Below are 25109 nucleotides of genomic sequence, written 5' to 3'. Positions count from 1 at the left end.
TCCCGATGGCGCAGCAACGTCTGGACAACCGCGCGGCGCGGGCGCTTTTCATGGATCGGCACGCGCTTTTGGAACAGCCTACTGGAAGTTCCAAAGGCGATGACTTGTTACAGCTGATCCATCGTTTAGGGTTTGTCCAGCTCGACAGTATCAACACCGTCGCCCGCGCGCATGACATGATCCTATATGCGCGTAAGCCCAGCTATCGTTCGCGCTACCTCAAGCAGCTCTACGAACGCGACCGCGCGCTGTTTGAGCATTGGACGCACGATGCGGCGGTGATCCCAATGGAATTCTATCGCCATTGGCATCTGCGGTTCCTGCGCGATGCCGACATGTTGAAAGCCCGCTGGAAGAACTGGCGGCGTGACGGGTTTGAGCAAAAGTTCGAAACCGTCCTACAACATATCCGCGACCATGGTCCGGTTGGCTCGTCCGATGTCGGAAAAGACGAGAAAAAGGGATCTGGCGGTTGGTGGGACTGGCATCCATCCAAGACCGCGCTGGAATATCTCTGGCGATCCGGCGCGCTGACCGTGGTTGGACGCGATGGGTTTCAGAAACGCTATGACCTGACAGAGCGGGTTATAGAAACTCAACTTTGCCCCGGCAATTTGCATTGCGACGCAAATGAAACTGTGGATTGGTTGTGTAACGCCGCACTCGACCGGCTGGGGTTCGCCACATCGGGAGAGCTTGCCGCGTTCTGGGATACAGTAAGCGCTGCCGAGGCAAAATCCTGGTGCCAACAGGCTCTAACACAGGGTGAAATCGAAGAGATCTGCGTCGAATGCGCAGACGGGCGGGAACGAAAAGTGTTCGCCCGCCCCGGTCTATGTGAACACGCTACAGAGCTGCCCGATGCGCCGGGCCGGATCAGAGTTCTCAGCCCTTTTGACCCTATGTTGCGTGACCGGAACCGGGCCGAGCGGTTGTTCGGATTCCACTATCGGATCGAGGTGTTCGTCCCCGAACCCAAGCGTACCTACGGCTATTATGTCTTTCCGTTGATTGAGGGGCACCGGTTGATCGGACGCGTCGACATGAAGGCCCAGCGAGACCGTGGACTGTTGCAAGTCCGATCCGTATGGCCAGAACGGTCGGTGCGTTGGTCTGACGCAAGAACCCGCCGCCTGCAGGCCGAATTGGACCGGGTACGGCGATTTGCGGAACTGGACGGGGTGAAATTTGAAAAGGATTGGCTGAAAGATCCTAAATAGAACCCAATTTTTCGATCAGGAAACCTTGTTCCTCAATCAGTAGGCGCAGCTCGTTCAGCGAAACATGGGGCGCCCTGCCCGATGTATCCAGCTGCGCATTTGCCCGCCCATACAAAGCCTCGCGACTGGCCAATATGTTCTTGAGCTGTTCCATCGCCTTGGGATTTCCGGCCATCGGGCGTTCGTCGCCTTGGGCGCGCACGCGGTCCATATGCTCGGTCGGTGACGCGCGCAGCCAGATGGTGTGAAACCGGCCAAGCAGGGTAGCATAGGTCGAAGGCTCTGAAACGATCCCGCCCGCGACTGCCAGCACGACCCGATCATGCTCTGCAATCACCCGATCCAGCGCCTGCGCTTCCAGATTGCGATACCCGTCTTGCCCGTAGAACGCCATCACTTCAGACATGGGCATGCCGGCCATCTCTTCAATCATGGCTGTGAGCTCAACAAACGGCAGTCTTTGTGCAGCGGCCAGCATAGCGCCAAGAGTTGACTTACCCGCTCCGCGTAATCCAATCAGACAAACCCGATGCGCACGTGCATCCTCATCTGGGTGAGGTTGCAATGCACGCCTGACGCTTTCTTTGACGTCGTCGCTGGCTTGCCGGAAAAGCTCAACTATCTGCAAAGCATCCGAATCCCACGGATCATCTTCACCAATCAACCATTCGGCTTTGTAATCCAGTGCCTGTGCGACACGGTGCAACACGCCGATCGAGATGTTGCCCTCACCCGCCTCAAGCTGCGCCAAATAGCGTGGGGAAACGCCCGAGTTCTCAGACAGGATCCGGCGCGGGATGCCTCGCATTTGACGCGCCCGGCGTACTCGCGCGCCCACTCGCTCGCTTAAATCCTGCTTTGCAATATGTGCAGGCGGTGCCGGTTCTGGCGGTTTGGGCCCATCCATCTGCATTGAACCGTTTGTTAAAGGTAAGGATGAGGCTACGACGCGAACCATCTACGGGCAACGAATATTACCTTCTCCGCCCACAATGCTTATAGTTTGGGGCCTTAAACGAGGTCTGAACGACGGCAAACAACTTGGTTAGAGCCTGTTCTGAGCATTGCGCTCAGCCTTCCAGCTGGTGAAGCTCTACCAGAAGGTCCAGCAACTTCTCGTGCTGCTCTGCCCCGAGCAAAGAGCGGGTGTGTTCCGCCAGCTCCAACATTTCCGCCAGATTTGCGTCGATAATTTGCAACCCGTTCTCGCTGATTTCGACAATCTGTCGGCGGCGGTCTTTGGTATCCGGCCGCCTCATGATCAGCTTGCTGTCTTCTAGCTTTTTCAGAATGCGCGTCAGGCTGGGCAACAAGAGGCAGGCGCGCTCGGCGATCTGAGTAGGCTCCTGAGGTCCTTCTTCCTGCAAAACGCGCAGAACGCGCCATTGTTGCTCGGTGACGCCAGCATCCGTTAGCACACCACGAATAGGCCCCATCACCCTTTCCCGAGCGCGCAACAGCGCTATCGGCAATGATCGGGACGTCTGTGGTAAGTTTCTTGACATATGGAATTTTCGCGCAATTCCAAATATTTCGCAATAGAACGTTGGTTGTGGTTGAGTTTCGTTTACTGGGCTTTACTTAACTTGTTTAGCATATGATACTGACAAAAAGGCTACCGAGGCGGATAAGATGAAATGGAATGAATTCTCCGATTGGGGCAAGAAGGTTTCCGAGTGGACGCAAGACTATCACCTGACGGTGGGCGACAAGCCCGTGCGCGCCCGGACCGAGCCGGGCGATATCCTGAACGCTCTGCCCGCGCATCCCCCTGAGCGGGGCGAGCCGATCGAGGACATCTTTCATGATTTCGAACAAATCGTGATGCCCGGCATTACCCATTGGCAACACCCTCGGTTCTTCGCCTACTTCAATTCGAACGCGTCGGCCCCGTCTGTTCTGGCCGAGTTCCTGACCAGCGCCATCGCGCCGCAATGTATGCTGTGGCAGACCTCGCCCGCCGCAACCGAGATGGAAACACGAATGATGGACTGGCTGCGCGAAGCGCTGGACCTGCCCAAAGGTTTTGCCGGGGTCATTCAGGATTCTGCGTCATCTGCGACATTGGCGGCTGTGCTGACCATGCGCGAGAAGGCGATGAACTGGCAGGGCAACACGCAGGGGCTGTTCGGTCAAAAGCCACTGCGCATTTATTGCTCTTCCGAGGTTCATACCTCAATCGACCGCGCAATCTGGGTTGCGGGGATTGGACAGGACAATCTGGTGCGCATCCCCGTGCAAGGTGATTGGCGTGGAATGAACCCTGAGGCGCTTGAAGCAGGGATTCAATCAGATTTAGAGTCTGGTTTCCACCCGGCGGGCGTGATCCTTTGTGTTGGAGCGACCGGAACTGGGGCAACTGATCCAGTGGATCGCTGCCTTGCGATCGCACAGAAATACGGCCTTTATAGCCATGTCGATGCAGCCTGGGCGGGGTCGGCGATGATCTGCCCCGAATATCGTCACTACTGGCCGGGCATCGATCAGGCCGACAGCATTGTATTCAATCCCCACAAGTGGCTGGGCGTGCAATTCGATTGCTGTGCGCATTTCCTGAAAAACCCCGATGATCTGGTCCGCACGCTTGCGATCAGCCCGGAATATCTGAAAACCCACGGCAAGGACGGGATCATCAATTACTCGGAATGGTCGGTGCCCTTAGGACGTCGGTTCCGCGCGCTGAAACTGTGGTTCGTCATCCGCACCTATGGGCTGGAGGGGTTGCGCGAACGGCTGCGGAAGCACGTCAATTGGTCGCGCGCGCTGCATGACCGTTTAGCAGCAGAACCGGATTTTCGGATCGTGACGCCTCCAATGTGGTCTCTTTGGACCTTCCGATACGAGCCGGATGGGGCCGACGATCTGGATGATCTGAACCTGCGGCTGGTGAATGCAATCAATGATGATGGGCGGATCTACCTGACACAGACCCGCGTGGATGGCGATCTGGTCATCCGCTTTCAGGCCGGTCAGTTTGAAACCAAAGAACAGGACGTGATGATGGCCTATGACGTGATCACTGAAATCGCTCGAGGGCTTTAGGCCCTCATTGACGCTGCAGCCTGCGCGTATCCCCCCGAGGCCCCGTCAACAAAGTGCACATGGTCGTCACGCATGGCCGAGGGAACAAAGCAGGTCATCATCGCCTCTTGCTGGGCGTGCATGCCATATCTGATTTTGCCTTTTGTTTGCGCGTCTTCCAGCATCTGAGTGAGCTTTTCCAACGTGCTCGAGTCACAATCCAGCGTCATTTTCAGACCGTCATCAAACTTTCGGAAATCAGCGTTGCGACTGACCATCTCTTTGTAATGCTTGGGTTCGAATTGACCCAGGCGCATCCCGGTTTTGAACAACAAGCCGATCAACATATTCCCGATCATCAAGCGTGTTTTGTGCATCAGAAGATTCCGACCCGCGCGTGAGACATGGGCATCGATATCGACGCCGGGCGGAGGGAAACTCATCGGAGGTCCTTTGGCCGGAACCGGGTGACCAGCGCGTTCTAGCCCTTCGGCAACGGACAGGATGGATTGGGTCAGGGCGGCGAATTCAGCCTCATTAGACTCTGATGTAGGCTGAATAACCAGTGAAACAATCTGACCAACCCTCGCTGGACTGTTGGACCAACGACAAGATAGGCCGGTTAGATCGGGCTGCGCGTCAGGTCCGGCTGGTTGCACAACAAGTTGCCCGGATTTCATCTGAGCCTCGGCCCAGGCCAGTCCCCCGCCGGTAAACATCGCATAGTCAACGCCGGTTGACGGCGCAAAGCGAGCAACACGCAGATCACGTCCAGCGGCGCGGATGTCGGCCACCGAAACCAGCGCTGCACGCAGAGTGATTGAGAATTCCGTTTCGGCCCAGCTTTGCAATGTTGCCAGCGTATCCCGCGCGATCTCGGCATCCTCACCCGATACGGCGAATCCAGCACCATCACCACCGAAGACATACGGAAATATGCGCCCACCCAGCGCATTGATCATGCCTGAAATCACGGCCGCCCCCACCATGTTGACGGTCTTGTACCGGCCCCGCGCGATTTCACCGGTCGAATCTACGATATCGGCGACGCCCAGAACCCATGTCTCTGGCAAAGGTGTGAACTGCGCGGGGTCACTGAGGCTGAGGAAATTGTCCGAAATGGGGACGGAGTCATAAAATACAGAGTCTGAGAGGGTCATAACACACTCGGAAAATCCAAAATCTGCTGTGATGATAGCTCAATTGTGAAGAATGTCCGCCCCAATCGATTCAATCATGGCACTTGTGCCGATCAACGCAGCGTGCCAAGCATCGGGGCGAGGCAGCTAGACAATAGGTCAAGAAATGCAGGCAGGTTTGGTGATCTTGTGTCTGGCCTATGTACTCAGCCAGTTTTTCCGCGCTTTTCTGGCAGTTTTAAGCACCGATCTGGGACGCGATATCGGCGCAACACCCGAAGACCTCGCCTTTGCTTCAGGTCTTTGGTTTCTAATCTTTGCGGCGATGCAGATTCCGGTGGGCTGGGCACTGGACCGCGTCGGTCCTCGGCGCAGTTCTGCGGTGCTGCTGCTGATCGGCGGGGCTGGCGGGGCTGGTCTGTTCGCGGTCGCAACGACCCCGTTCCATGTGGCGCTCGCCATGGCGCTGATCGGGGTAGGATGCTCGCCGGTTCTGATGGCATCCTACTATATCTTTGCACGAGAGTTTCCGCCCGCCAAATTCGCCACGCTCGCCGCCGTGATGCTGGGCGTAGGGTCTGTCGGCAATCTGGTCGCCTCATACCCCACGGCGCTGGCGGTCGAGCTGATGGGCTGGCGCGCTACGCTGGCCGGTCTGGCGATCATCTCTGCCGCAGTGGCTGCGGGGATCTGGCTGACGGTACGTGACCCTAAAAAGGCCGAAACCGAGCAAAAAGGATCACTTCTGGACCTGCTGAAAGAACCTGCGCTGTGGACCATTCTGCCGCTCATGCTTGTGTCTTATGCGCCATCGGGTGCGATCCGAGGGCTTTGGGCCGGGCCGTATTTGAATGACGTGTTCGGGCTCAGCACCGCTCAGATCGGGACGGCAACGTTGATCATGGGGGCCGCGATGATCGCGGGAACCTTCGCCTATGGGCCGCTGGACCGTATGCTGGGCACCCGGAAATGGGTGATCCTGGGCGGTAACGTGTTGGGGGCCACGACGCTCGGCCTGTTGTGCCTGTGGGTCGACAGCGGCGTTTGGGTCTCGGTGCTGCTGTTGGCAGTGATCGGCTTTCTGGGCGCCAGTTTTCCGGTGATCATGGCCCATGGCCGGGCCTTCGTGCCGCCGCATCTGGTCGGGCGGGGCGTCACCCTGCTAAACCTTTTTGGCGTCGGCGGCGTCGGTCTGGCGCAATTTGCCACCGGGCGCATCCATGCAGCCAGCGCCGGGATCAGCCCCTCCGCACCTTATACGGCGATCTTCGGCTTTTTCGCGGTCACCCTTGCCATTGGCTGCGTGATCTATCTATTCAGTCGGGACAGCGTGGACTGAAACCGGAGACCGCCCGTGCAGGACATTGAGGTGATTGCACCCAATCTGAAGCATTCCCTGTCGGGCGTGACAACGACGGTGATCCGTCTGCTGCCAATCCAGCAGAAAATGATCGGCATCCGTGCCACCGGTCCCGGCCTGCCGGCAGATTTGCCCCATATCAGACTCTGGAAACTACTGTTTCTACCCAATCGCAAACGGGTCTGGCATGCACGCCGGAATACCGAGATGTTGATGGGTCTGGTCTTGCGTTCGGTGCTTCGACGCAACTACAAACTGCTATTCACCTCAGCCGCGCAACGTGATCATTCCGGGTTCACCAAGCGGCTGATTTCGAAAATGGACGCGCTGATCGCGACGACGCCTCAAGCCGCTTCCTTTCTGGAGCATCCCGCTACTGTTATCATGCATGGCGTCAACACCGAGCTGTTTCACCCGGCCGAGGACAAAAGCGCCCTGCGCCAAAAACTTGGTCTGCCAGACGGGCTGCTGATCGGGTGTTTTGGCCGTATCCGCCCTCAGAAAGGGGTCGACTTGTTGGTCGATGCCGCCCTGAAGATGCTACCTAATCACCCCGATGCGCATGTGATCTTTACCGGGCGTACCACCAACGAATTTGAGGCTTTTCAGGCTGAGCAGGAGCAAAAGCTGCAGGACGCCGGGCTGGGCGACCGCGTGCATTTTCTGGGTGAGCGTCCTTGGGATGAGATTGTCGAGACCTATCGCGCGCTCGATCTGTTCGTTGCGCCCGCACGGCACGAAGGGTTCGGCCTTACACCGCTTGAAGCGATGGCCTCGGGCGTGCCCGCCATAGCCAGTCACGGGGTCGGAGCGTTTAGTGCGCAAATCAAGGATGGTGAGACCGGAAGACTGGTCGAGAAAGACAATGCCCCTGCACTGGCCGACGCGCTGGAGGATATGGTGCAGGACCGCGCTGCGCTGGCCGCTGCGGGACTAGCCGCGCGCGCCCATGTCGAGCAGAATTTTCGAATCGAAGGCGAAGCGCAGGCGATTGTCGAGGTTTATCGATCCTTGCTGAAACAACCCTGAACGGTACTGAACTGTGTCAAATCGGTGTGACGGGGTGAAATAAGCCGAAACCCCTCTTTTTTCTTTGCCGCAACGCGGCTATGAACGCGCGTCCTTAACTTTGGAGACATGAAATGGGCTATCGCGTCGTAGTCGTCGGCGCCACGGGCAACGTGGGCCGCGAAATGCTGAACATCCTGGCGGAACGCCAGTTCCCTGTCGATGAACTTGCTGCTCTGGCAAGCCGTCGTTCGCTGGGTACTGAGGTGACATTTGGCGACAAGACGCTCACTACCAAAGATCTGGACACATTCGATTTCACTGGTTGGGACATGGCGCTGTTTGCTGTGGGTTCCGAGGCCACAAAGGTTTACGCCCCCAAGGCGGCAGCGGCTGGCTGCGTGGTGATCGATAACAGCTCGCTCTATCGCTATGACCCGGACATTCCGCTGATCGTGCCGGAATGTAACCCCGAGGCGATCCACGACTATAAAAACAAAAACATCATTGCCAACCCCAACTGCTCGACCGCGCAGATGGTGGTCGCGCTGAAGCCGCTGCATGACCGTGCACGCATTAAGCGCGTGGTCGTCTCGACCTATCAATCGGTGTCGGGAGCCGGCAAGGAAGGCATGGACGAGCTTTGGGATCAGACCAAGGCCATCTACAACCCGACGACCGAGGTTGAGCCGAAGAAGTTCCAGAAACAGATCGCCTTCAACGTCATCCCTCAAATCGACGTCTTCATGGAAGACGGCTCGACCAAGGAAGAGTGGAAGATGGTTGTCGAGACCAAAAAGATCGTCGATCCGTCGATCAAGGTCACCGCAACCTGCGTTCGCGTTCCGGTATTCGTTGGCCACTCCGAGGCCGTGAATATCGAGTTCGAAGAGTTCCTCGACGAAGACGAAGCCCGCGACATCCTGCGCGAAGCACCGGGCATCATGGTAATCGACAAGCGTGAACCGGGTGGATACGTCTCACCAATCGAATGCGCGGGCGATTTCGCCACGTTCATCAGCCGCATCCGTCAGGATTCGACGGTTGAGAATGGCATCAACCTGTGGTGCGTTTCGGACAACCTGCGCAAAGGCGCGGCATTGAACGCTGTTCAAATTGCAGAATTGCTGGGCCGTGAAGTTCTGAAGAAGGGGTAACCTTCGCCAGTTGGTTATGACTCTATTAAACCCCGCTGTACCGCCAGTGGGGTTTATTATTTTGTGGACGGGCAGAGATGGCAATATTGCGGGGCAAAGCCGCCCTGTGCATGCGTTGCCATTGCCTATCCAGCACCAGTTGGTTAGCCACCGATCTGGGACATTGTCGCTTTTACCGCATAGTATCTTTGAGAGTTTGGGGGATGCGTCCCCAGAAAGCGATCACCAGGATCAGGAACTCGTGCGAAGTACAGCGCACCCTTGAGTGGATCATAACCCGCTTTGTAGGCTATTACAGTGCCTAGTCGATCAGCTTCCAATTCAAAGTTTTTTGAATAGCTGCGCCCACCAACAAAGGCTCCAATGTCTTGTGCTGCGGCAATGTCATTCGGCCCTGACCCCGCAATTGTTGCTAGACCGGCCAAAAGCACCGCACCAGCCGCCGCATTTTGGGCCTGTCGCGCCAAATGCCCTTGAATGTGGTGAGCGGCCTCATGCGCCATAATAAATGCAAGTTCATCAGTGTTGTTTACATTCCGTATCAGCGCTTGAGTCATTGTGATAACGGGGCGCCCCGACTTGCTTAAACTCTGATACGCGTTTGAGGGTGCTTTTTTGTCTGGATCAATGCGGATCAAAAAATCACAATTCACATTCTTAGTGCGGCGGCGGCATTCTCGTTCTGCCACAGGTTCTATTCGTGAGGCGACCTGACGGAACCTTATTTGTGCCTGTTGTGAACTGACGGGCGCGCTCGCGCGACCGGGGTTTGGAATAGGTGCTGATGGAGGAGTGGTGGTTGAAGCGCATCCCGCTAATGCCAAAACAGCTAACATCAATACCGTTCGCCTCATAAACACACCTTTCCAAATGTTCAGAGCATCAAAATCGAATCTGTGGCTTTCGAGAAACCAACTTGCACATTCGAACCTACGGTCTTCACGATTTGATATTCAATAACAGACGGGTTGTCGGTGGTCGCCCCGATTAAGCTGTCGTCAAAATGGTAGGCACTACAAATGGCATTGAAGCGAAGGACCAAACGATCCACGCCCCGTTCTGTATGGGCTTGAACCGAGTTGAACACCGCGTCAGCGGAGGTTATTTGCGCTGCACGATGGCTTGAACTCAAACTCCTGCGCGGCAAATGGACTGCTATGAGCGCACGTACATTTCATCAATCGTTTCTGGTATGGCCTCAAAGCAGTCATCAGAGAGATGCCTCCTGCCTGATCCTTCACCCCTGTCCCTCAACCAGCGTCTTCAAATTCTCCAACCCGCGCTCGTAATCTCCGCCGACCCAATTGTCCATCATTAGGCCCATCCAGCGGGACATGGGGTTCATACCAAGGTCGGATACGAAGCCCCAAGTAACCTGTGTGCCTGATCCTTCGGGCCGCAACTGGAACGAGGCGGTGGCTGTCCCCATCGGGCCAAAATCCAGTGCGGTTTGCACGGACTGATCCGGGGTGCTCTCGGTGATTTCCTGCGAACCGATTCCCACCTGCGGGTTGTCCGAGGCCCAGTTCAGTATGTTTCCAACACCCGCTTCCGGGCCACTATAGCTCAGCTTGGTTTCGGGGTCCCGGGACAGCCAGGGGGACCATTTCTCGGTCTCCTGCATCGAATTCACATAGGGAAAAATCGCCGAGGCTGGTGCGTCGATCGTGATGCTGCGGGACACTTTGGCTTTTCCGGGGAGCAGATAAGACACTCCGACAAGCGCCAGAATGATCACCAGTAGGGTGACGAGAATACGTTTGATCAATTTCATGAGCTCGATCCGATTCTGAAAACATCATCGGAAACATATCAAAAAATCGACGTAATTTCAGAGGCCCGATCGTATGGCCCGCAGGATCAGGCCGGTGGCTGGTAAGGCAGCGACGAATGGTGCAGCACGATGCGAAGCACTCCGTCAGCGTCTTTTTTGTAGCCGAAGCTTTTGTCGACTTGCGTTATGTTACCTTGGCTATCCGACAGAATGACCTTGCCCATCCACATGGCGACATCGCCTTCGACGAAGCTGGCCGATGTCTCACTTGCCATTTCGCGCCAACCCTTGATTCCGAAACCGCCATCAAGCGGAAATTCGGCATCGTGACCGACAAAATAGGCCAGTGCACCGTGGCGAGTCGGGCGAAAGGTTTGATCTCCGGACGCCATAGTTGGTTTGAACAGGACCGGACCCAGATTATAGCCGTATGCCGCATCCAGAACACCCTCGGCAACGGAACGGGCCGCATCGATCCCACCGTCTTCAAAAGCTTTGGAGATCGCAATCAACCCATCGCCCCAGGCGGTACGGGCAGCGGCCAGCTCGTCAGTGGTAATCGGCATGATCCTGTCCTTCTCTGTCCGGTTTCTACGGTACTGGCAGCAAGTGAGCGTCAACGCAAGAGGTGTGACCGGACTCTCGCCCGGTTTTGCCCACAGAACCGCGTGGAAGCCTGAATTCTCAGAAAATTCGACCCATTCTTCTGAACCGGTGCAAGGTTTTGCAAAGTATTTTGCCGCCAATCTCTGACTGTGCCGTGGGGGCATTTCAATTGGGGTGAATGTGGTGGACAAGATTATCACACTGGAACAGAAGGAACCCGTGCGTCTGGACCCGGACCGCCTGAGCAGCCTGTACAATCAGCTCGGCGACACCAACGCGATGGACGTGCTGTGCCGCACGGTTGAAGAACTGGCGTTGCGGCTGTCGAATTGTGAACGGTTTTGGCGGCAACGCGATTGGGCCGGGCTGCGCAAATGCGCAAAATCTCTCGTAGCCATATCCGAGCAAATCGGCATGACAGCACTGGCACGTGTGGCAGGCGATGTAGCCTGTACTGTCGACGCTGGCGATGCGGTCGCGACAGGGGCGACTCTGAGCCGCCTGATCCGGGTGGGCGAGCGATCGCTGACTGCCGTCTGGGACCAACAAGATCTATCTGTCTGAGAGGGGGTTGCGAGTGCGCCGCAGACAGATAGTCTGGGCGAAAATCCAACCAGCCGAGACACGCATGACCCTGTCCTTCGCCCCTGCCTCCGACCCATCGCTGCCACTACATGTGTTAGAGCAATCAGATTTTGAAAGCTGGCTGACCGATCAGCCGGATCATATCCGAGCTTGGGTTGCGGCCGATGGGTTTTCCGGAGCTCTGGGTCAAACACTTCTGGTGCCCGGCACAGATGGTAATCCGCAGTTTGCCTTGGCGGGATATGGCAGCGCGGCAAAACGGGTACGCAAGCGATTTCCGCTAGCCGCTGCCGCAGAATCGCTGCCCAAGGGCACCTATCATATCACCTCGGGCGTTCCCGCAGATGTGCTTGAGGCTGAATGCCTGGGCTGGCTGATGACGGGATATGCCTTTGATCGCTATGCCGCGCAAAGCCCGGCCAACGCCACGCTTATTGAGCCCGAGGGCATAGATGCCCGGCGGATCGAAATCATGGCCAATGCCGAGGCATTGACACGGGATCTGGTCAACACACCCACTTCGGACATGGGCCCGGTGCAATTACAACACGCGGTTGAGGCACAGGCACGGGAACACGGTGCAGACATCTCGGTCATCACAGGCGATGCGTTGCTGGAACAGAATTTTCCGATGATCCACGCGGTGGGGCGTGCTGCCGAACAGGCCCCGCGTCTGATCGAGATGAACTGGGGCGATCAAGGGCCAAAACTAACATTAGTTGGGAAAGGGGTCTGTTTCGATACAGGCGGCCTGAATCTGAAACCCGGTGCGTCGATGGGGTTGATGAAAAAAGATATGGGCGGAGCGGCCAATGTGCTGGGTCTGGCCCGTATGATCATGGCGCTGGATCTGAAAGTGCAATTACGGGTCCTGATCCCGGCGGTCGAAAACGCAGTAGCGGGCAATGCTTTCCGCCCCGGCGACATCCTGACGGCGCGTAATGGGCTAACGGTTGAGATCAACAACACTGATGCCGAGGGTCGGTTGGTGCTGGCCGATGCCCTTGCTCTGGCGCATGAAGGGGCGCCAAACCTGCTCATCTCGATGGCCACTTTGACTGGCGCGGCCCGGGTTGCATTGGGCGCTGATCTGGCCCCGTTTTATACCGATGACGACAAAGCCGCCGACGTGCTGGCGCGTGCTGGCCGGGCTGCCGCTGATCCGGTCTGGCGTATGCCTTTTCATGACCCCTATGAAGCGATGATCGAACCCGGCATCGCTAACCTCGACAATGCGCCTTCTGGTGGATTTGCAGGCTCTATCACCGCGGCACTGTTCCTGCGCCGGTTCGCTGCCGAAAGTCGCTATATGCATTTTGACATCTATTCGTGGCAACGCAGTAAGGAACCCGGTCGCAGCAAGGGTGGTTTGGGCCAAGGCCCGCGTGCCCTCCTGGGGGCTTTGCCAGAGATCCTTGGCCTATGACTCAGGCGCGCATCATTCAACCGGTCATAGACCTGCTGCGCCACCCTGACGGTCCGCGCGACCGGCAATTGTTGTTCGGCGACACGGTCACTGTTTTGGACGACCAAAACGGCTGGAGCAAGATCTCAGCCAGCAAGGACGGCTATACCGGATGGGTGGCGACGGACGATCTGGGACCAATTGAGCCACAGACTCACTGGATCGTCGCCGCTTCGACCCATGCCTATCAGAAGCCCGATATAAAAAGCCGCGATCTGACCTCTCTTAGCTTTGGCAGTAAAATCAGGGCTCTGTCTGAGGAGGGCGGGTTTCTGGAAACGCCAATCGGGTTCATTCCGGGGGTGCATGCCGTGCCCGCCTATTCCCTGCTGACCGATCCCGTTACCGCGGCCGAACTTTTTCTCGGCACCCCTTATCTTTGGGGTGGTAACAGTCGATTCGGGCTGGATTGCTCGGGCCTCGTGCAGCTCGCACTGCTCGCCTGCGGCGTTCCTTGTCCCGGAGACAGCGGCGATCAGGAACGCGAAGTTGGTGGATCGGTGCCCGAGGGCGATCCCGCACGGCGCGGAGACTTGCTGTTCTGGAAAGGCCATGTTGCCTGGGTTGCCGCCGAAAACCTTCTACTTCACGCCAACGCCTATCACATGGCCGTTGCGCTCGAACCGATGGATCAGGCGATTGCCCGGATCGCCGCCCAGGGCGACGGGCCGGTTACAGCGCATAAAAGGCTCTAATCCAGGTCAACCGCACGGATAAGCTTGCGTTCCAGAACCCTCAGAACCGAGCGCAGATCGTGCCCGCGCTTCAAAATACGCCCATCCATGCCGACCACGGAATACATGCCCTGACGTAGCCGCAGGCGCGGGTGCTTCTCGACCCTGTAGATGGGATGTTCCGCCGTGCGCCGAAAAATCGAAAATACCGCCATATCCCGCAGGTTCGAGATTCCGTAGTCGCGCCATTCACCGGCAGCAACCATTCGGCCATAAACAGACAGGATTTGAGACATCTCGCGCCGGTCAAACGCGACCGGCATCTGGGCAGAGCCGGACCCGAACCGGCTGGGAGGCTGCATGTTCATATGACAAGCCTTGCCGGAAATCGCCGTCGAATCAAGCCCACTGGCATCAAGGTGTTGTATTTTTGGATCGCCCGCCCGCTATCTGCGCCCAACCTGACGGCAAATCAAGATCACCGGCAGCAACCCGACAGCCAGAATAACCAGCGACGGAACCGCTGCACCTTCAAGCCTCTCATCCGAGGCCAGACGATAGGCCTGCACTGCTAGCGTGTCGAAGTTAAAAGGCCGCATGATCAGGGTCGCGGGCAGCTCTTTCATCACATCCACAAAGACAATCAACAGTGCCGTCAGCAATGAAGGCGTAAGGATCGGCAGATGTACCCGGCGCAGCGTTCCTAACGGGGTTTGACCCAGTGACCGCGCGGCGGCATCCATATTGGCGTGAACGGTACTCTGCCCACCTTCATAGGCGCTGAGCGCGGCGGCCAAAAAGCGCACCATATAGGCCGCGATCAACAACCAGATGGATCCAGTGACCAGCAGTCCGGTCGAGATACCAAAGGTTTGGCGCATCCACGCATCCAGTGCGTTGTCGAATCCCGCAAAGGGGACGATCAGCCCCACGGCGATCACGCCACCCGGCACTGCATAGCCCAACCGCGCCACATAAGCCGCCATGGCGGACCCGCGCCCGGGGCGCAGGCGTTGGAAGAATCCTATCGAAATCGCCGCGCTGACGGTGATAACCGCCGCAGCCCCCGCCAGTGTCAGCGAGTTCTGTATGAACCCGATATATCGGCGCGACAGCAGGTTCTGCTCGGATTCCAACCCCATCTGCACTAGGATAACCACAGGCAGAAGGAATCCGAACAGGACGGGAATTGCGCATAGCAGAAATGCCGCAAGTGATTGCCATCCCTTGAGTTGCGCCGCTGGCAGACCTGCGTGGCGCTTGCCTGCCTGATAGTATTTGGCTTTGCCGCGCTGTGTCCGCTCGGCCACGGCCATGACAAGCGCAAAACCCAACAGACAAAGGGCGAGTTGCGCCGCAGCAGCGCGATCAGCCATGGAAAACCAGCTTGTGTAGATGCCAGTGGCAAAAGTCTGCACTCCGAAATAGGCGACTGTGCCGAAATCGGCGATGGTTTCCATAACCGCCAGCAAGACGCCCCCCGCAATCGCCGGGCGTGCCATCGGCAGGGATACGCGCCAAAAGGCATGCCAAGGGCCGTTGCCCAGCGCCCGGGCCGCCAGAAAGGCCGTGGCGCTTTGCTGCAGAAACGCCGCGCGCGCCAGCAAATAGACATAGGGATACAACACCAGGATCAACATCACCGCCGCACCCTCGGTCGAGCGAATCTCGGGGAACCAATAGTCGCGCGGGCCCCAGCCGGTCACATCCCGCAGCGTGGTCTGAACGATTCCGGGGTGATCCAGAATGAAGGTATAGGCATAGGCCAGCACATAAGCCGGAAAGGCCAGCGGCAGGACCAGAGCGATTTCCAGCCACCGCACTCCGGGAAAGCGGGTCATCGTGACCAGCCACGCAGCGCCGACGCCAATCGAAAACGTCCCTGCTGCGACCAGCACCACCAGGATCACCGTGGTCAGCGCATAGCCAGGCAAAACAGTCTCTAACAAATGGGAAATTGTGTCGGTGCCACCGGTCACCGCCGCCAGAACAACCGCCACCATTGGCAACAGACAGGCGGCTGCCACGACATAGGCAATGCCGCCCACAAAGCGTGTGCCTAGTGCGCCGCGATTATGCGTTCCGTGTTCTGAATATTCGACTTCGGCCATGGCGTCTGACTGAGAATCCCGTAGGGTCTGCCTTTAATCGACTAAAACTCTAAGAAACACCAGTGGGCGGACTAACAAAAACTGCGGCAATGTTCGCCGCAGATGCCTATTCATAAACGCGCTGATCCTCGATCACCAAGCCATCTTTTGGTAATGAGCCCGGCGCCACAACTTCAATCGCGCCTTTCAGTTTCAGGACTTCGACCACCGATTTTGCATAGGCACCATCGTTCTCGCAGGGGCTTTCGATCTGAACGGTCATGGTATCCATCTCGCCCTGTCGCGCCGCAATGACACGCGCCTTGACGATTTCATCATGCTTGTCGACCAGCGCGGCCACCTGTTCGGGGCGGACGAACATGCCCTTGATCTTGGTGGTCTGATCGGCGCGACCCATCCAGCCTTTGATACGCATATTTGTGCGCCCGCACGGAGACTCTCCGGGCATGATCGCCGACAGATCACCGGTGGCAAATCGGATCAACGGGTAATCGGGGTTCAGCGTGGTCACAACCACCTCACCTACTTCACCAGGTGCAACCGGGGTTCCTGTGCCGGGGGTGACGATCTCAACGATCACGTGTTCGTCGATGATCATACCCTCCATCGCAGGGCTTTCATAAGCTATGTTGCCCAGATCAGCGGTCGCGTAGCATTGCAGGCAGACGATGCCCCGATCGGCGTAATCCTGTCGTAGGCTTGGAAACAGCGCCCCGCCACCCACAACGGCCTTGGAAAATTTCAGCGCGACGCCCATGGCTTCGGCTTTATCAAGAATGACTTTCAGATAGTCGGGCGTACCTGCATATGCGGTGCAACCCACATCGCGCGCAGCGGTCACCTGCAACTCGGTCTGACCTGTACCTGCAGGCAGGACCGACGCGCCAACGGCCTGCGCGCCGCTTTCAAAGATCATGCCCGCGGGGGTGAGGTGATAGCCAAAACAGTTCTGAACGATATCGCCCGGACCAACCCCGGCTGCATTCAGGAACCGGCCCATGCGCCACCAGTCGTGATCAGTGCTGCCGGGCTCATAGATTGGCCCCGGAGATTGAAAGACATGCTGGAAATTCCGCGCCGGTTTGACGGTGAACCCTCCAAACGGAGGCCGGGTGCCCTGCGCCTTTGTCAGATCGGATTTTCGCAGAACCGGCAGTTGTGCCAGCGCCTGCATGTCTGTCACTGTGCCGGCGTCCACGTTGGACAGGATGCCGGCATATCCGGGCGCTTTTTGAGCGCGGGCAATCTGTTCTGGCAAGGCGCGCGCGTGATCAGCGGTGCGCTCGTCAGCGGATCGGGTTTCAAGCTTATCAAAATAGGTCATTGAAATATCCTCCACCCGCTTACAGCCATCTCTTGCGGCGGCGGTATGAGCGCACGTCTCGAAAGCTCTTTCGGCCTTCGTCAGACATGCCAAGATAAAATTCCTTTACGTCCGGGTTTTCGCGCAATTCAGCGGCGGGGCCGTCCATCACCACGCGGCCAGATTCCAGAATATAACCGTAATGAGCAAACCTTAGAGCCACATTTGTGTTCTGCTCAGCCAGCAGGAAGGACACGCCTTCCTTCTCGTTCAGGTCCCTTACGATGCCAAAAATCTCTTCGACAAGTTGCGGGGCTAGACCCATTGAGGGTTCATCAAGAAGGATGGTCTCGGGCCGTGACATCAGAGCCCTGCCCATCGCAACCATCTGCTGCTCACCACCCGAAGTATAACCGGCCTGACTACGACGGCGTTCCTTCAAGCGTGGGAAGTAATTGTAAACCAGTTCCAGGTCCTGCTGGATCGCGGCAGACCCGTCCTTACGGGTATAGGCACCGGTCAGCAGATTTTCTTCGACTGTGAGGTGTTCGAAACAGTGGCGGCCTTCCATGACTTGAATGACGCCCTTCTCCACCAAGGCAGCCGGGTCGCTTTCATGCACGCCCTCGCCGCGATATTTAATCGAGCCTTTGGTGACCTCGCCCCGTTCCGAATGCAGCAAGTTCGACACGGCCTTCAATGTGGTTGTCTTGCCCGCACCATTGCCACCCAGTAGGGCTGTGATGCCGCCCTTGGGCACAGTCAGGCTGACGCCTTTCAGAACAAGGATCACATGGTTGTAGATCACCTCGATATTGTTGACCTCAAGCAGGGTTTCCGCCTGCACGTCAGTGGTTTGTGCCGCATCCAACATCAGCGCGTGTCCTTGTGCGAGTGTGGGGTTCGGGGCGGCAGCGATCCGCCGCCCCGTTTGGTTCAGAGCACCTTATTCGCAGCGCTGAGAAATATTGTTCTCAGCAGCATATGCGCCCGAGTCTTCGTCGATCAGTGCGTTGATGACCTCAGCGTCAGTCGGTTCGAAGCCCTGAATCGAGTTCCAGGTACCCGCCGCTGCATCCCACTGAACAACACCGACAAGGCCTGGGCCGCCGTGGTTTTCGCATGAGACCGCGAATTCAGGTCCGAAACCGGCCATACCCAGCGCTTCCATCTTGGCGTTGGTGATCTCCAGCGCCTCCATGCCATCGCGCATCATCGATGCGTCGATCTCGGCAGTGCCGTGCATTTCTTGCGCGGTTTTCACTGCTTCTGCGGCCAGCATCGCAGCATAGAGGCCGCGGTTGTACTGCACCGTACCCAGTTGATCACCGGCGCCTGCAGCTTTGCCCGCATCGACGACATATTTCTTCAGGTCGTCATAGACAGGATAGTCGTCGCCCAGACCGGTGAAGGTCAGCGCTTTGTAACCGGTGGCCTTATCACCCGCAGGCTCAACATCAAACTCGGCCCCGGACCACCAGACGCCGATGAAGTTCTCCATCGGGAAGCGGATATTGGCGGCTTCTTGCACGGCGACCTGGTTCATCACGCCCCAGCCCCACATGATCACATAGTCGGGCTTTTCCCGGCGGATTTGCAGCCACTGCGACTTCTGCTCCTGACCGGGGTGGTCGACCGGCAGCAGGGTCAGGTCATAGCCATGTTTTTCAGCCAGTGTTTCCAGCGTACGGATCGGTTCCTTGCCATAGGCCGAGTTGTGATAGACCAGCGCGATCTTTTTGCCGCTCAAGTCGCCACCGTTTTCGTCCAGCAGATAGTTGATCGCGCCCGACGCCCCGTTCCAGTAGTTGGCAGGATAGTTGAACACGTTGCTGAACACCTTACCGTTCGCCGCCGAGGTGCGGCCATAACCCATTGTGTGCAGCGGAATGCCGTCTGCGGTCACTTTAGGGATCAACTGATAGGTGATGCCGGTGGACAGGGGCTGATAGACCAGAGCACCTTCGCCCTTGGTCGATTCATAACATTCCACGCCTTTTTCCGTGTTATATCCGGTCTCGCATTCGATCACGTTGGCCGCAACACCGCCGATACCGCCATCGCGTTCGTTCAGCAGTGTGAAGTAGTCGGCATATCCGTCCGCAAATGGGATACCGCCGGCCGCATAAGGCCCGGTCCGGTAACTGAGCGACGGGAATACGAGGTCGGCCATGACCGGACCTGCGGCCATCACGGCGCCCAGCGCCAGGGTTGCCAGTTTCTTTTTCATCGGGTGTCTCCTCCCTTGGTTGATCCGATGTTGGGTTTCGGGTTTCACACCCGTCTTTTCGTTGGGCCGGTCCTTAGTGCGGGAACGGCCAGAGTCTGAGTTTCTCTTTCGCCACACGCCAGAGCTGCGCCAGACCGTGCGGTTCGAGGATCAGGAACATGATGATCAGAGCACCGACGATGACGAGGTTCAGGTGCGCCACGATATCTGTGGGCCAGCCCAGCAGATCGACGCCAAGCAGTTTCAAAACGACTGGCAGCAGCACGAGGAAGGCGGCACCGGCAAAGGATCCAAAAATAGACCCTAATCCGCCGATAATCACCATGAACAGCACCAGGAACGATTTTTGAATGCCGAACACTTCGCCAACCTCGACCGCGCCCAGATAGACCGCAAAGAACAGCGCGCCGGCCACGCCCACGAAGAACGAACTGACAGCAAAGGCGGTCAGCTTGGCCTTGAGCGGGTTCACCCCGATGATCTCGGCCGCGATGTCCATGTCGCGGATTGCCATCCAGGTACGACCAGTGGTGCCGCGGGTCAGGTTACGCGCGATGATCGCGCAGACGGTCAGGAAGATCAGGCAGAACAGATAAGTCGCCCATGCCGGAGCATTCGGGCCGGTGATGATGATCCCAAATACGTCGCGTTCCGGCGCATTGATCTGGCCCGAGGCCGAGTAGTTGTAGAACCACGGCACCCGGTTAAACAGCCACACAAGAAAGAACTGCGCCGCCAGCGTGGCAACCGCCAGATAAAAGCCTTTGATCCGCAGTGATGGTAAGCCGAATAGGACACCCACAATGGCGGTGATGCCGCCGGCTAGGATCACATGGATGAACATGCTAACATCGGGAAAGGCCGTCATCAACTTGTAACAGGCATAGGCCCCCACAGCCATGAACCCGCCGGTGCCCAGCGACACCTGTCCGCAATAGCCCACCAGAATGTTCAGCCCGATCGCAGCGATGGCATAGATCAGGAATGGCAGCAGCAGCGCGTTGGCCCAATAGTCGTTGATGATGAACGGAATGATCCCGAACGCCACCGCCAGCACGACATAATACCGATACCGGTCAAACTTGATCGGGAAAGTCTGGCTGTCGGCGATATATGAGGTTTTGAAATCCCCGGCCTCACGATAGAACATAACTTACTTTCCCCATTCTTCCTGCGCCCGATTGCGGGCAGCGGCGTCCAGTTGATTGGACCCTTTGGCATATCCGGTGGCCTCGGAAGCGCGCACCAGTTTCATGTAAGCCAGGATGCCCATGACCAGCCCGGCAAAGGCCAGAATTACAGCGATCACAAGTTGGCCCTCGGTCAGATCGCTCGATGTCAGGGCGATGTAGCCGAAAGCCCAAAACCCCGCCCATGCGATCACGTTGATGATGGCAATCAGCTTGGTCACGCCCTACACCCTCTCGATGATCTTCTCGCCGAACAGGCCTTGAGGTCGGAACACGAGGAATATCAGCGCCAATACATAGGCAAACCAGTTCTCAGTCGCACCGCCAACCATTGGGCCGATGGCGAACTCGAACAGTTTCTCACCCACACCGATGATCAGGCCACCGACAATGGCTCCGGGGATCGAGGTGAACCCGCCTAGCATCAGCACCGGCAGCGCCTTCAGCGCGATCAGCGACAGCGAGAACTGGACGCCCGATTTGGTGCCCCACATGATGCCCGCGACCAGCGCCACAAACCCGGCGACCGACCAGACCATGATCCAGATGAAGTTCAGCGAAATCCCGACCGATAGCGCCGCCTGATGGTCATCCGCCACCGCACGCATCGCCCGACCCTGCTTGGTGTACTGGCTGAACGCCACCAGAGCCGCCACCAGAAGTGCTGCGATGATCGTGGCCACGATGTCCAGATTGTCGATGAAGAAACCGTAGTCGAAGATGTTAAAAGTCGTCTCGTCAATCCACAGGTTGATACCCTGCGGCAGACCCACATCCAGCGTCTTGATCTCGGACCCCCACATCAGGTCGGCGACGCCCTCAAGGAAATAGGCCAGACCGATGGTCGCCATGAACAGGATGATCGGTTCCTGTCCGACCAGATGGCGCATCACGAACCGCTGCACGCACCAGGCCAGCAACACCATCACGGCCATGGTCAGAATAATCGCAAGCAACGCGGGCACATTCCAACCAAAATTATAGACGTGCGTGCCGAAAGTCGCGTTGATCAGGTGCGCAAAAGGCACCTGCCCGTTCATGATTCCGACCAGCGTCATCGCCGCAAACAGGGCCATAACCCCTTGGGCATAATTGAAAATCCCCGACGCCTTGTAGATCAACACAAAGCCCAGCGCGACCAGCGCATACAGCACCCCAGCCATCAGACCGTTGAGGATGACCTCCATCGCGAAGATTAATTGTTCAGGCATGCCAGCCCCTCCCCAATTCTGCCCGGACCTCAGTCATGGCTGACCCCCAAATAGGCATCAATGACTTCTTGGTTGTTGCGCACCTCATCCGGGGTGCCGTCACCAATCTTTTTGCCGTAATCCATCACAACCACACGGTCGCTCAGATCCATTACCACGCCCATATCGTGCTCGATCAGCGCAATCGTGGTGCCAAACTCGTCATTCACGTCGAGGATAAAGCGGCTCATGTCCTCTTTCTCTTCGACGTTCATCCCGGCCATCGGCTCATCCAGCAGCAGCAGTTTCGGTTCCGCTGCCAGCGCGCGCGCCAGTTCGACGCGTTTCTTCAACCCGTAAGGCAGCCGGGACACCGGCGTTTTGCGGATGTGCTGAATCTCAAGGAAATCAATGATCTTCTCGACCGCCTCGCGATTCTCGGTCTCTTCTGCCTCGGCCTTGCCCTTCCACAGCGCTTGCTGAAGAATATTGGTCTTCATAAAACCCAAACGCCCGGTCATGACGTTGTCCAGAACGCTCATCCCTTCAAACAAGGCAATGTTCTGGAACGTCCGCGCGATCCCTTGCTGGGCTACTTCAAAGGGCCGCATCGGCGGGCGTTTGGCACCGTGAAACCAAACCTCACCCTCTTGCGGAACATAAAAGCCCGAGATCACATTCAGCATCGAGGACTTACCCGCCCCGTTTGGCCCGATGATCGCACGGATCTCACCCTCACGGATGTCGAACGAGATATCCTTGATCGCCACCACGCCGCCAAAGCGCAGGGTGATGTTCTTCATCTCCATCACCACACCGCCGATCTTGCGGCCGTCTTCGGTGACATATCCTTCGGAGTTATCCAGCATCAGAACCTCCCTGACACAAAAACGGGACGGCGGGCGGGGCGATGACCGCAGGTCGAGCGGCGCGCGTCAGCCCACTCATTCCGCCGCCACCTTGTGCTGCGCGACCGGAACCACTGGCGCATCGACAATTTCCAACGTCGCAGAAATCGATCCCTTACGACCATCTTCATAGGTCACTTCAGTCGTGGTCGAAACGCTCGACGACCCGTCGTACAACGCCGCAATAATGTCGCTGAATTTGTCCTCGACAAACCCACGCCGCACCTTGCGGGTCCGGGTCATTTCACCATCATCCGCATCCAGTTCCTTATGCAGAACCACGAAACGATGCACCTGACAGCCCGACAGCATTTCATCCGCCGCAACCGACTTGTTCACCTCTTCCACATGGCTCCGAATCGTCTCTAACACACGGGGATGACCCGCTAGCTCCTGATAGGACGCGTAGGCCACATTGTTACGTTCGGCCCAGTTTCCGACAGCTGTCAGGTCAATATTGATGAAGGCTACGCAGCGATCCTTGCTGTTACCGAACAGCACGACCTCAAGAATGTCAGGATAGAACTTCAGCTTGTTCTCGACGTATTTCGGCGCAAACATCGAGCCATCGGCCATCTTGCCCACGTCTTTGGCGCGATCGATGATCCGCAGATGGCCCGAGTTCTCCTCGATGAACCCGGCATCCCCAGTGGCGACCCAGCCTTCGGCATCTTTGGTCGAAGCTGTGGAGTCCGGGTTGTTGTAATATTCAACAAACACCCCGGGCGAGCGATAGTGGATCTCACCCTTATCGTCGATTTTCAGCTCAACATCCGGTGCGGGGACGCCGACCGTATCGGCCCGTACCTCCCCATCCGGTTGCACTGTAATGAACACGGTGGCTTCGGTCTGACCATATAGCTGTTTCAGGTTGATGCCCAAAGAGCGATAGAAATCAAAGATTTCCGGCCCAATCGCCTCGCCCGCTGTATAGCCAACACGGAACCTACCGTAGCCCAAAGTGTCCTTGAGCGGACCGTAAACCAGCAGGTTACCCAGTGCGTATTTCAGCTTGTCGCCAAAGCCCACCGGCTTGCCGTCCAGCAACAGACCACCGACTTTTTTGGCATGCGCCATGAAGTGGTGGAACATCCGTTGTTTCAGCTTGCCCGCATCCTCCATCCGGATCATCACATTGGTCAGCTGCGTCTCGAACACACGCGGCGGAGCAAAGAAGTAGGTTGGCCCGATCTCGCGCAGGTCGGTCATCATCGTGTCGGCGCTTTCGGGGCAGTTCACACAGAAACCGCACCAATAGGCCTGACCGATGGAGAAGATGAAATCCCCAACCCACGCCATCGGCAGGTATGAGAGAATATCTTCATTCCGGGTCAGACGATCGAACTCGGCCGAGTTCTTGGCGCTCTCGATGACATTCCGGTTCGACAGCACCACGCCCTTGGGCTTGCCCGTGGTGCCCGAGGTATAGAGCATTACGCAGGTGTCGTCATAGGTGATCGCAGCGATGCGCTTGTCCAGTTCGGCGTCAAACCGTGCATGACCGGCGCTGCCCTCCGCCATGATGTCCTCAAGCGCGTTCATCTGCGAGTGGTCATACTTCCGCATCCCGCGCTTGTCGGTATAAAGTATGTGTTTGACCTGATGGAGATTTTCCTGAATCTCGATGACTTTGTCGACCTGCTCCTGATCACCGCAGACCACATATTTCGCGCCGCAATGTTCCAGCACATAGGCCATCTCTTCGGCGACCGAGTCCTGATACAGAGGCACCGGCACCGCGCCTACCATCTGAGCGGCAACCATCGACCAGTAATGGGCGGGACGGTTCCGACCAATCACAGCAATATGGTCACCCTTTTCAACGCCAAGTTCTAGAAACCCAAGCGCGATGGCACGGATTTCTTTGGCGGCTTCCGCCCAGGTCCAGCATTGCCAGATCCCGAATTCCTTTTCCCGATAGGCCGGGGCATCCCCGAACTGGGTCACATTGCGGTGTAATAGCGCCGGAAGAGAGTCCATCCCTTCAGCGCCCGACTGCGTCTGAGCCAATCTTTTTCTCCTCCCCATCCGACCCCTCCCCGGGCCGAAAATGGCGGGTTCGGGATGGTGCCCGAACGCCAATGCCCCGATAAGGGACGTCGTAACGATCAGCGTCAAGTTTTGCCTGATGTTTTCTCAATTCTTACGAATTGTAACAGGGGCGGAGG

At 57.4% G+C, this 25109-nt stretch carries 24 protein-coding genes; 8 read left to right on the top strand and 16 right to left on the bottom strand.

Annotated features, from left to right (window positions below):
* Positions 1–5: 5 nt before the first annotated feature.
* Positions 6–1220, top strand: a complete 1215-nt coding sequence (locus ACR0I1_RS18815; RefSeq protein ID WP_480707529.1) for a winged helix-turn-helix domain-containing protein — start codon at positions 6–8, stop codon at positions 1218–1220.
* On the opposite strand, the gene ACR0I1_RS18810 is transcribed toward ACR0I1_RS18815, so the two are convergent.
* Together ACR0I1_RS18810 and hpaR are read right to left on the bottom strand one after the other, a co-directional pair.
* A complete protein-coding gene (locus ACR0I1_RS18810; RefSeq protein WP_170567234.1) occupies positions 1213–2127 on the bottom strand; it encodes a helix-turn-helix transcriptional regulator in 915 nt (304 codons plus the stop codon). The two genes, ACR0I1_RS18815 and ACR0I1_RS18810, sit on opposite strands and share 8 nt — an antisense overlap.
* 163 nt (positions 2128–2290) lie before the next feature.
* Positions 2291–2725 (bottom strand): homoprotocatechuate degradation operon regulator HpaR, encoded by a 435-nt coding sequence (gene hpaR / locus ACR0I1_RS18805; RefSeq protein WP_170426263.1) that lies wholly within the window; start codon positions 2723–2725, stop codon positions 2291–2293.
* A 127-nt stretch (positions 2726–2852) separates the two neighbouring features.
* Here hpaR and ACR0I1_RS18800 point away from each other — a divergent pair, with 127 nt between their 5' ends.
* Positions 2853–4262 carry a pyridoxal phosphate-dependent decarboxylase family protein gene (locus ACR0I1_RS18800; protein WP_480707528.1) on the top strand — a complete coding sequence of 470 codons (1410 nt, stop codon included), beginning with the start codon at positions 2853–2855 and terminating at the stop codon, positions 4260–4262.
* Here the strand turns inward: ACR0I1_RS18800 and ACR0I1_RS18795 are convergent.
* Entirely contained in the window at positions 4259–5401 is a 1143-nt protein-coding gene (locus ACR0I1_RS18795; RefSeq protein WP_480707527.1) for a DUF3095 domain-containing protein, read from the bottom strand. The two genes, ACR0I1_RS18800 and ACR0I1_RS18795, sit on opposite strands and share 4 nt — an antisense overlap.
* Before the next feature lie 145 nt (positions 5402–5546).
* Here ACR0I1_RS18795 and ACR0I1_RS18790 point away from each other — a divergent pair, with 145 nt between their 5' ends.
* From ACR0I1_RS18790 to ACR0I1_RS18780, 3 genes are all read left to right on the top strand, one after another.
* Positions 5547–6719: an MFS transporter gene (locus ACR0I1_RS18790; RefSeq protein ID WP_480707526.1), complete on the top strand. Its 1173-nt coding sequence runs from the start codon at positions 5547–5549 to the stop codon at positions 6717–6719.
* A 15-nt stretch (positions 6720–6734) separates the two neighbouring features.
* Complete coding sequence (locus ACR0I1_RS18785) at positions 6735–7769, top strand: glycosyltransferase family 4 protein (protein WP_480707525.1); 1035 nt, start codon at positions 6735–6737, stop codon at positions 7767–7769.
* 113 nt (positions 7770–7882) lie between these two features.
* Positions 7883–8905, top strand: a complete 1023-nt coding sequence (locus ACR0I1_RS18780) for an aspartate-semialdehyde dehydrogenase (protein WP_170567244.1) — start codon at positions 7883–7885, stop codon at positions 8903–8905.
* A 143-nt stretch (positions 8906–9048) separates the two neighbouring features.
* On the opposite strand, the gene ACR0I1_RS18775 is transcribed toward ACR0I1_RS18780, so the two are convergent.
* From ACR0I1_RS18775 to ACR0I1_RS18765, 3 genes are all read right to left on the bottom strand, one after another.
* Complete coding sequence (locus ACR0I1_RS18775) at positions 9049–9741, bottom strand: M48 family metalloprotease (RefSeq protein ID WP_480707542.1); 693 nt, start codon at positions 9739–9741, stop codon at positions 9049–9051.
* Between the two features lie 401 nt (positions 9742–10142).
* Positions 10143–10679, bottom strand: a complete 537-nt coding sequence (locus ACR0I1_RS18770) for an SRPBCC family protein (RefSeq protein ID WP_480707524.1) — start codon at positions 10677–10679, stop codon at positions 10143–10145.
* Between the two features lie 86 nt (positions 10680–10765).
* The gene (locus tag ACR0I1_RS18765; RefSeq protein WP_480707523.1) at positions 10766–11245 is read right to left on the bottom strand and encodes a phosphoribosyl-AMP cyclohydrolase; all 480 of its coding nucleotides are present in this window, start codon (positions 11243–11245) and stop codon (positions 10766–10768) included.
* Positions 11246–11459: 214 nt separating this feature from the next.
* On the opposite strand from ACR0I1_RS18765, the gene ACR0I1_RS18760 reads away from it, so the two are divergent.
* The 3 genes from ACR0I1_RS18760 (at position 11460) to ACR0I1_RS18750 (ending at position 14030) form a co-directional block, all read left to right on the top strand.
* Positions 11460–11849 (top strand): hypothetical protein, encoded by a 390-nt coding sequence (locus ACR0I1_RS18760; protein WP_170399254.1) that lies wholly within the window; start codon positions 11460–11462, stop codon positions 11847–11849.
* Positions 11850–11913: 64 nt separating this feature from the next.
* Positions 11914–13296 (top strand): leucyl aminopeptidase family protein, encoded by a 1383-nt coding sequence (locus ACR0I1_RS18755; RefSeq protein WP_480707541.1) that lies wholly within the window; start codon positions 11914–11916, stop codon positions 13294–13296.
* Complete coding sequence (locus tag ACR0I1_RS18750; RefSeq protein WP_480707522.1) at positions 13293–14030, top strand: C40 family peptidase; 738 nt, start codon at positions 13293–13295, stop codon at positions 14028–14030. The genes ACR0I1_RS18755 and ACR0I1_RS18750 overlap by 4 nt, the downstream gene beginning before the upstream one ends.
* Here ACR0I1_RS18750 and ACR0I1_RS18745 read toward each other — a convergent pair.
* The 10 genes from ACR0I1_RS18745 to ACR0I1_RS18700 form a co-directional block, all read right to left on the bottom strand.
* Positions 14027–14377 carry a DUF2794 domain-containing protein gene (locus ACR0I1_RS18745; protein ID WP_480707521.1) on the bottom strand — a complete coding sequence of 117 codons (351 nt, stop codon included), beginning with the start codon at positions 14375–14377 and terminating at the stop codon, positions 14027–14029. The two genes, ACR0I1_RS18750 and ACR0I1_RS18745, sit on opposite strands and share 4 nt — an antisense overlap.
* A gap of 78 nt (positions 14378–14455) precedes the next feature.
* Positions 14456–16120: an ABC transporter permease gene (locus ACR0I1_RS18740; RefSeq protein ID WP_170515416.1), complete on the bottom strand. Its 1665-nt coding sequence runs from the start codon at positions 16118–16120 to the stop codon at positions 14456–14458.
* Between the two features lie 106 nt (positions 16121–16226).
* Positions 16227–17444: an acyl-CoA synthetase family protein gene (locus ACR0I1_RS18735; RefSeq protein ID WP_170426281.1), complete on the bottom strand. Its 1218-nt coding sequence runs from the start codon at positions 17442–17444 to the stop codon at positions 16227–16229.
* Between the two features lie 19 nt (positions 17445–17463).
* Positions 17464–18297, bottom strand: a complete 834-nt coding sequence (locus ACR0I1_RS18730) for an ABC transporter ATP-binding protein (protein WP_170399269.1) — start codon at positions 18295–18297, stop codon at positions 17464–17466.
* 72 nt (positions 18298–18369) lie between these two features.
* A complete protein-coding gene (locus ACR0I1_RS18725) occupies positions 18370–19653 on the bottom strand; it encodes an ABC transporter substrate-binding protein (protein ID WP_170408764.1) in 1284 nt (427 codons plus the stop codon).
* 73 nt (positions 19654–19726) lie between these two features.
* On the bottom strand, positions 19727–20803 hold the full coding sequence (locus ACR0I1_RS18720) for a branched-chain amino acid ABC transporter permease (protein WP_170408765.1): 1077 nt from the start codon (positions 20801–20803) through the stop codon (positions 19727–19729).
* Positions 20804–20806: 3 nt separating this feature from the next.
* The gene (locus ACR0I1_RS18715; RefSeq protein ID WP_170408766.1) at positions 20807–21064 is read right to left on the bottom strand and encodes a hypothetical protein; all 258 of its coding nucleotides are present in this window, start codon (positions 21062–21064) and stop codon (positions 20807–20809) included.
* Between the two features lie 3 nt (positions 21065–21067).
* Positions 21068–22054: a branched-chain amino acid ABC transporter permease gene (locus tag ACR0I1_RS18710; RefSeq protein ID WP_170408767.1), complete on the bottom strand. Its 987-nt coding sequence runs from the start codon at positions 22052–22054 to the stop codon at positions 21068–21070.
* A 29-nt stretch (positions 22055–22083) separates the two neighbouring features.
* The gene (locus ACR0I1_RS18705) at positions 22084–22902 is read right to left on the bottom strand and encodes an ABC transporter ATP-binding protein (RefSeq protein ID WP_170426283.1); all 819 of its coding nucleotides are present in this window, start codon (positions 22900–22902) and stop codon (positions 22084–22086) included.
* 75 nt (positions 22903–22977) lie between these two features.
* A complete protein-coding gene (locus tag ACR0I1_RS18700; protein ID WP_480707540.1) occupies positions 22978–24921 on the bottom strand; it encodes an AMP-binding protein in 1944 nt (647 codons plus the stop codon).
* Positions 24922–25109 lie beyond the last annotated feature (188 nt).

It is taken from the genome of Ruegeria sp. B11, assembly GCF_056539785.1.
This window is presented reverse-complemented; position numbering and strand designations above follow the sequence as displayed.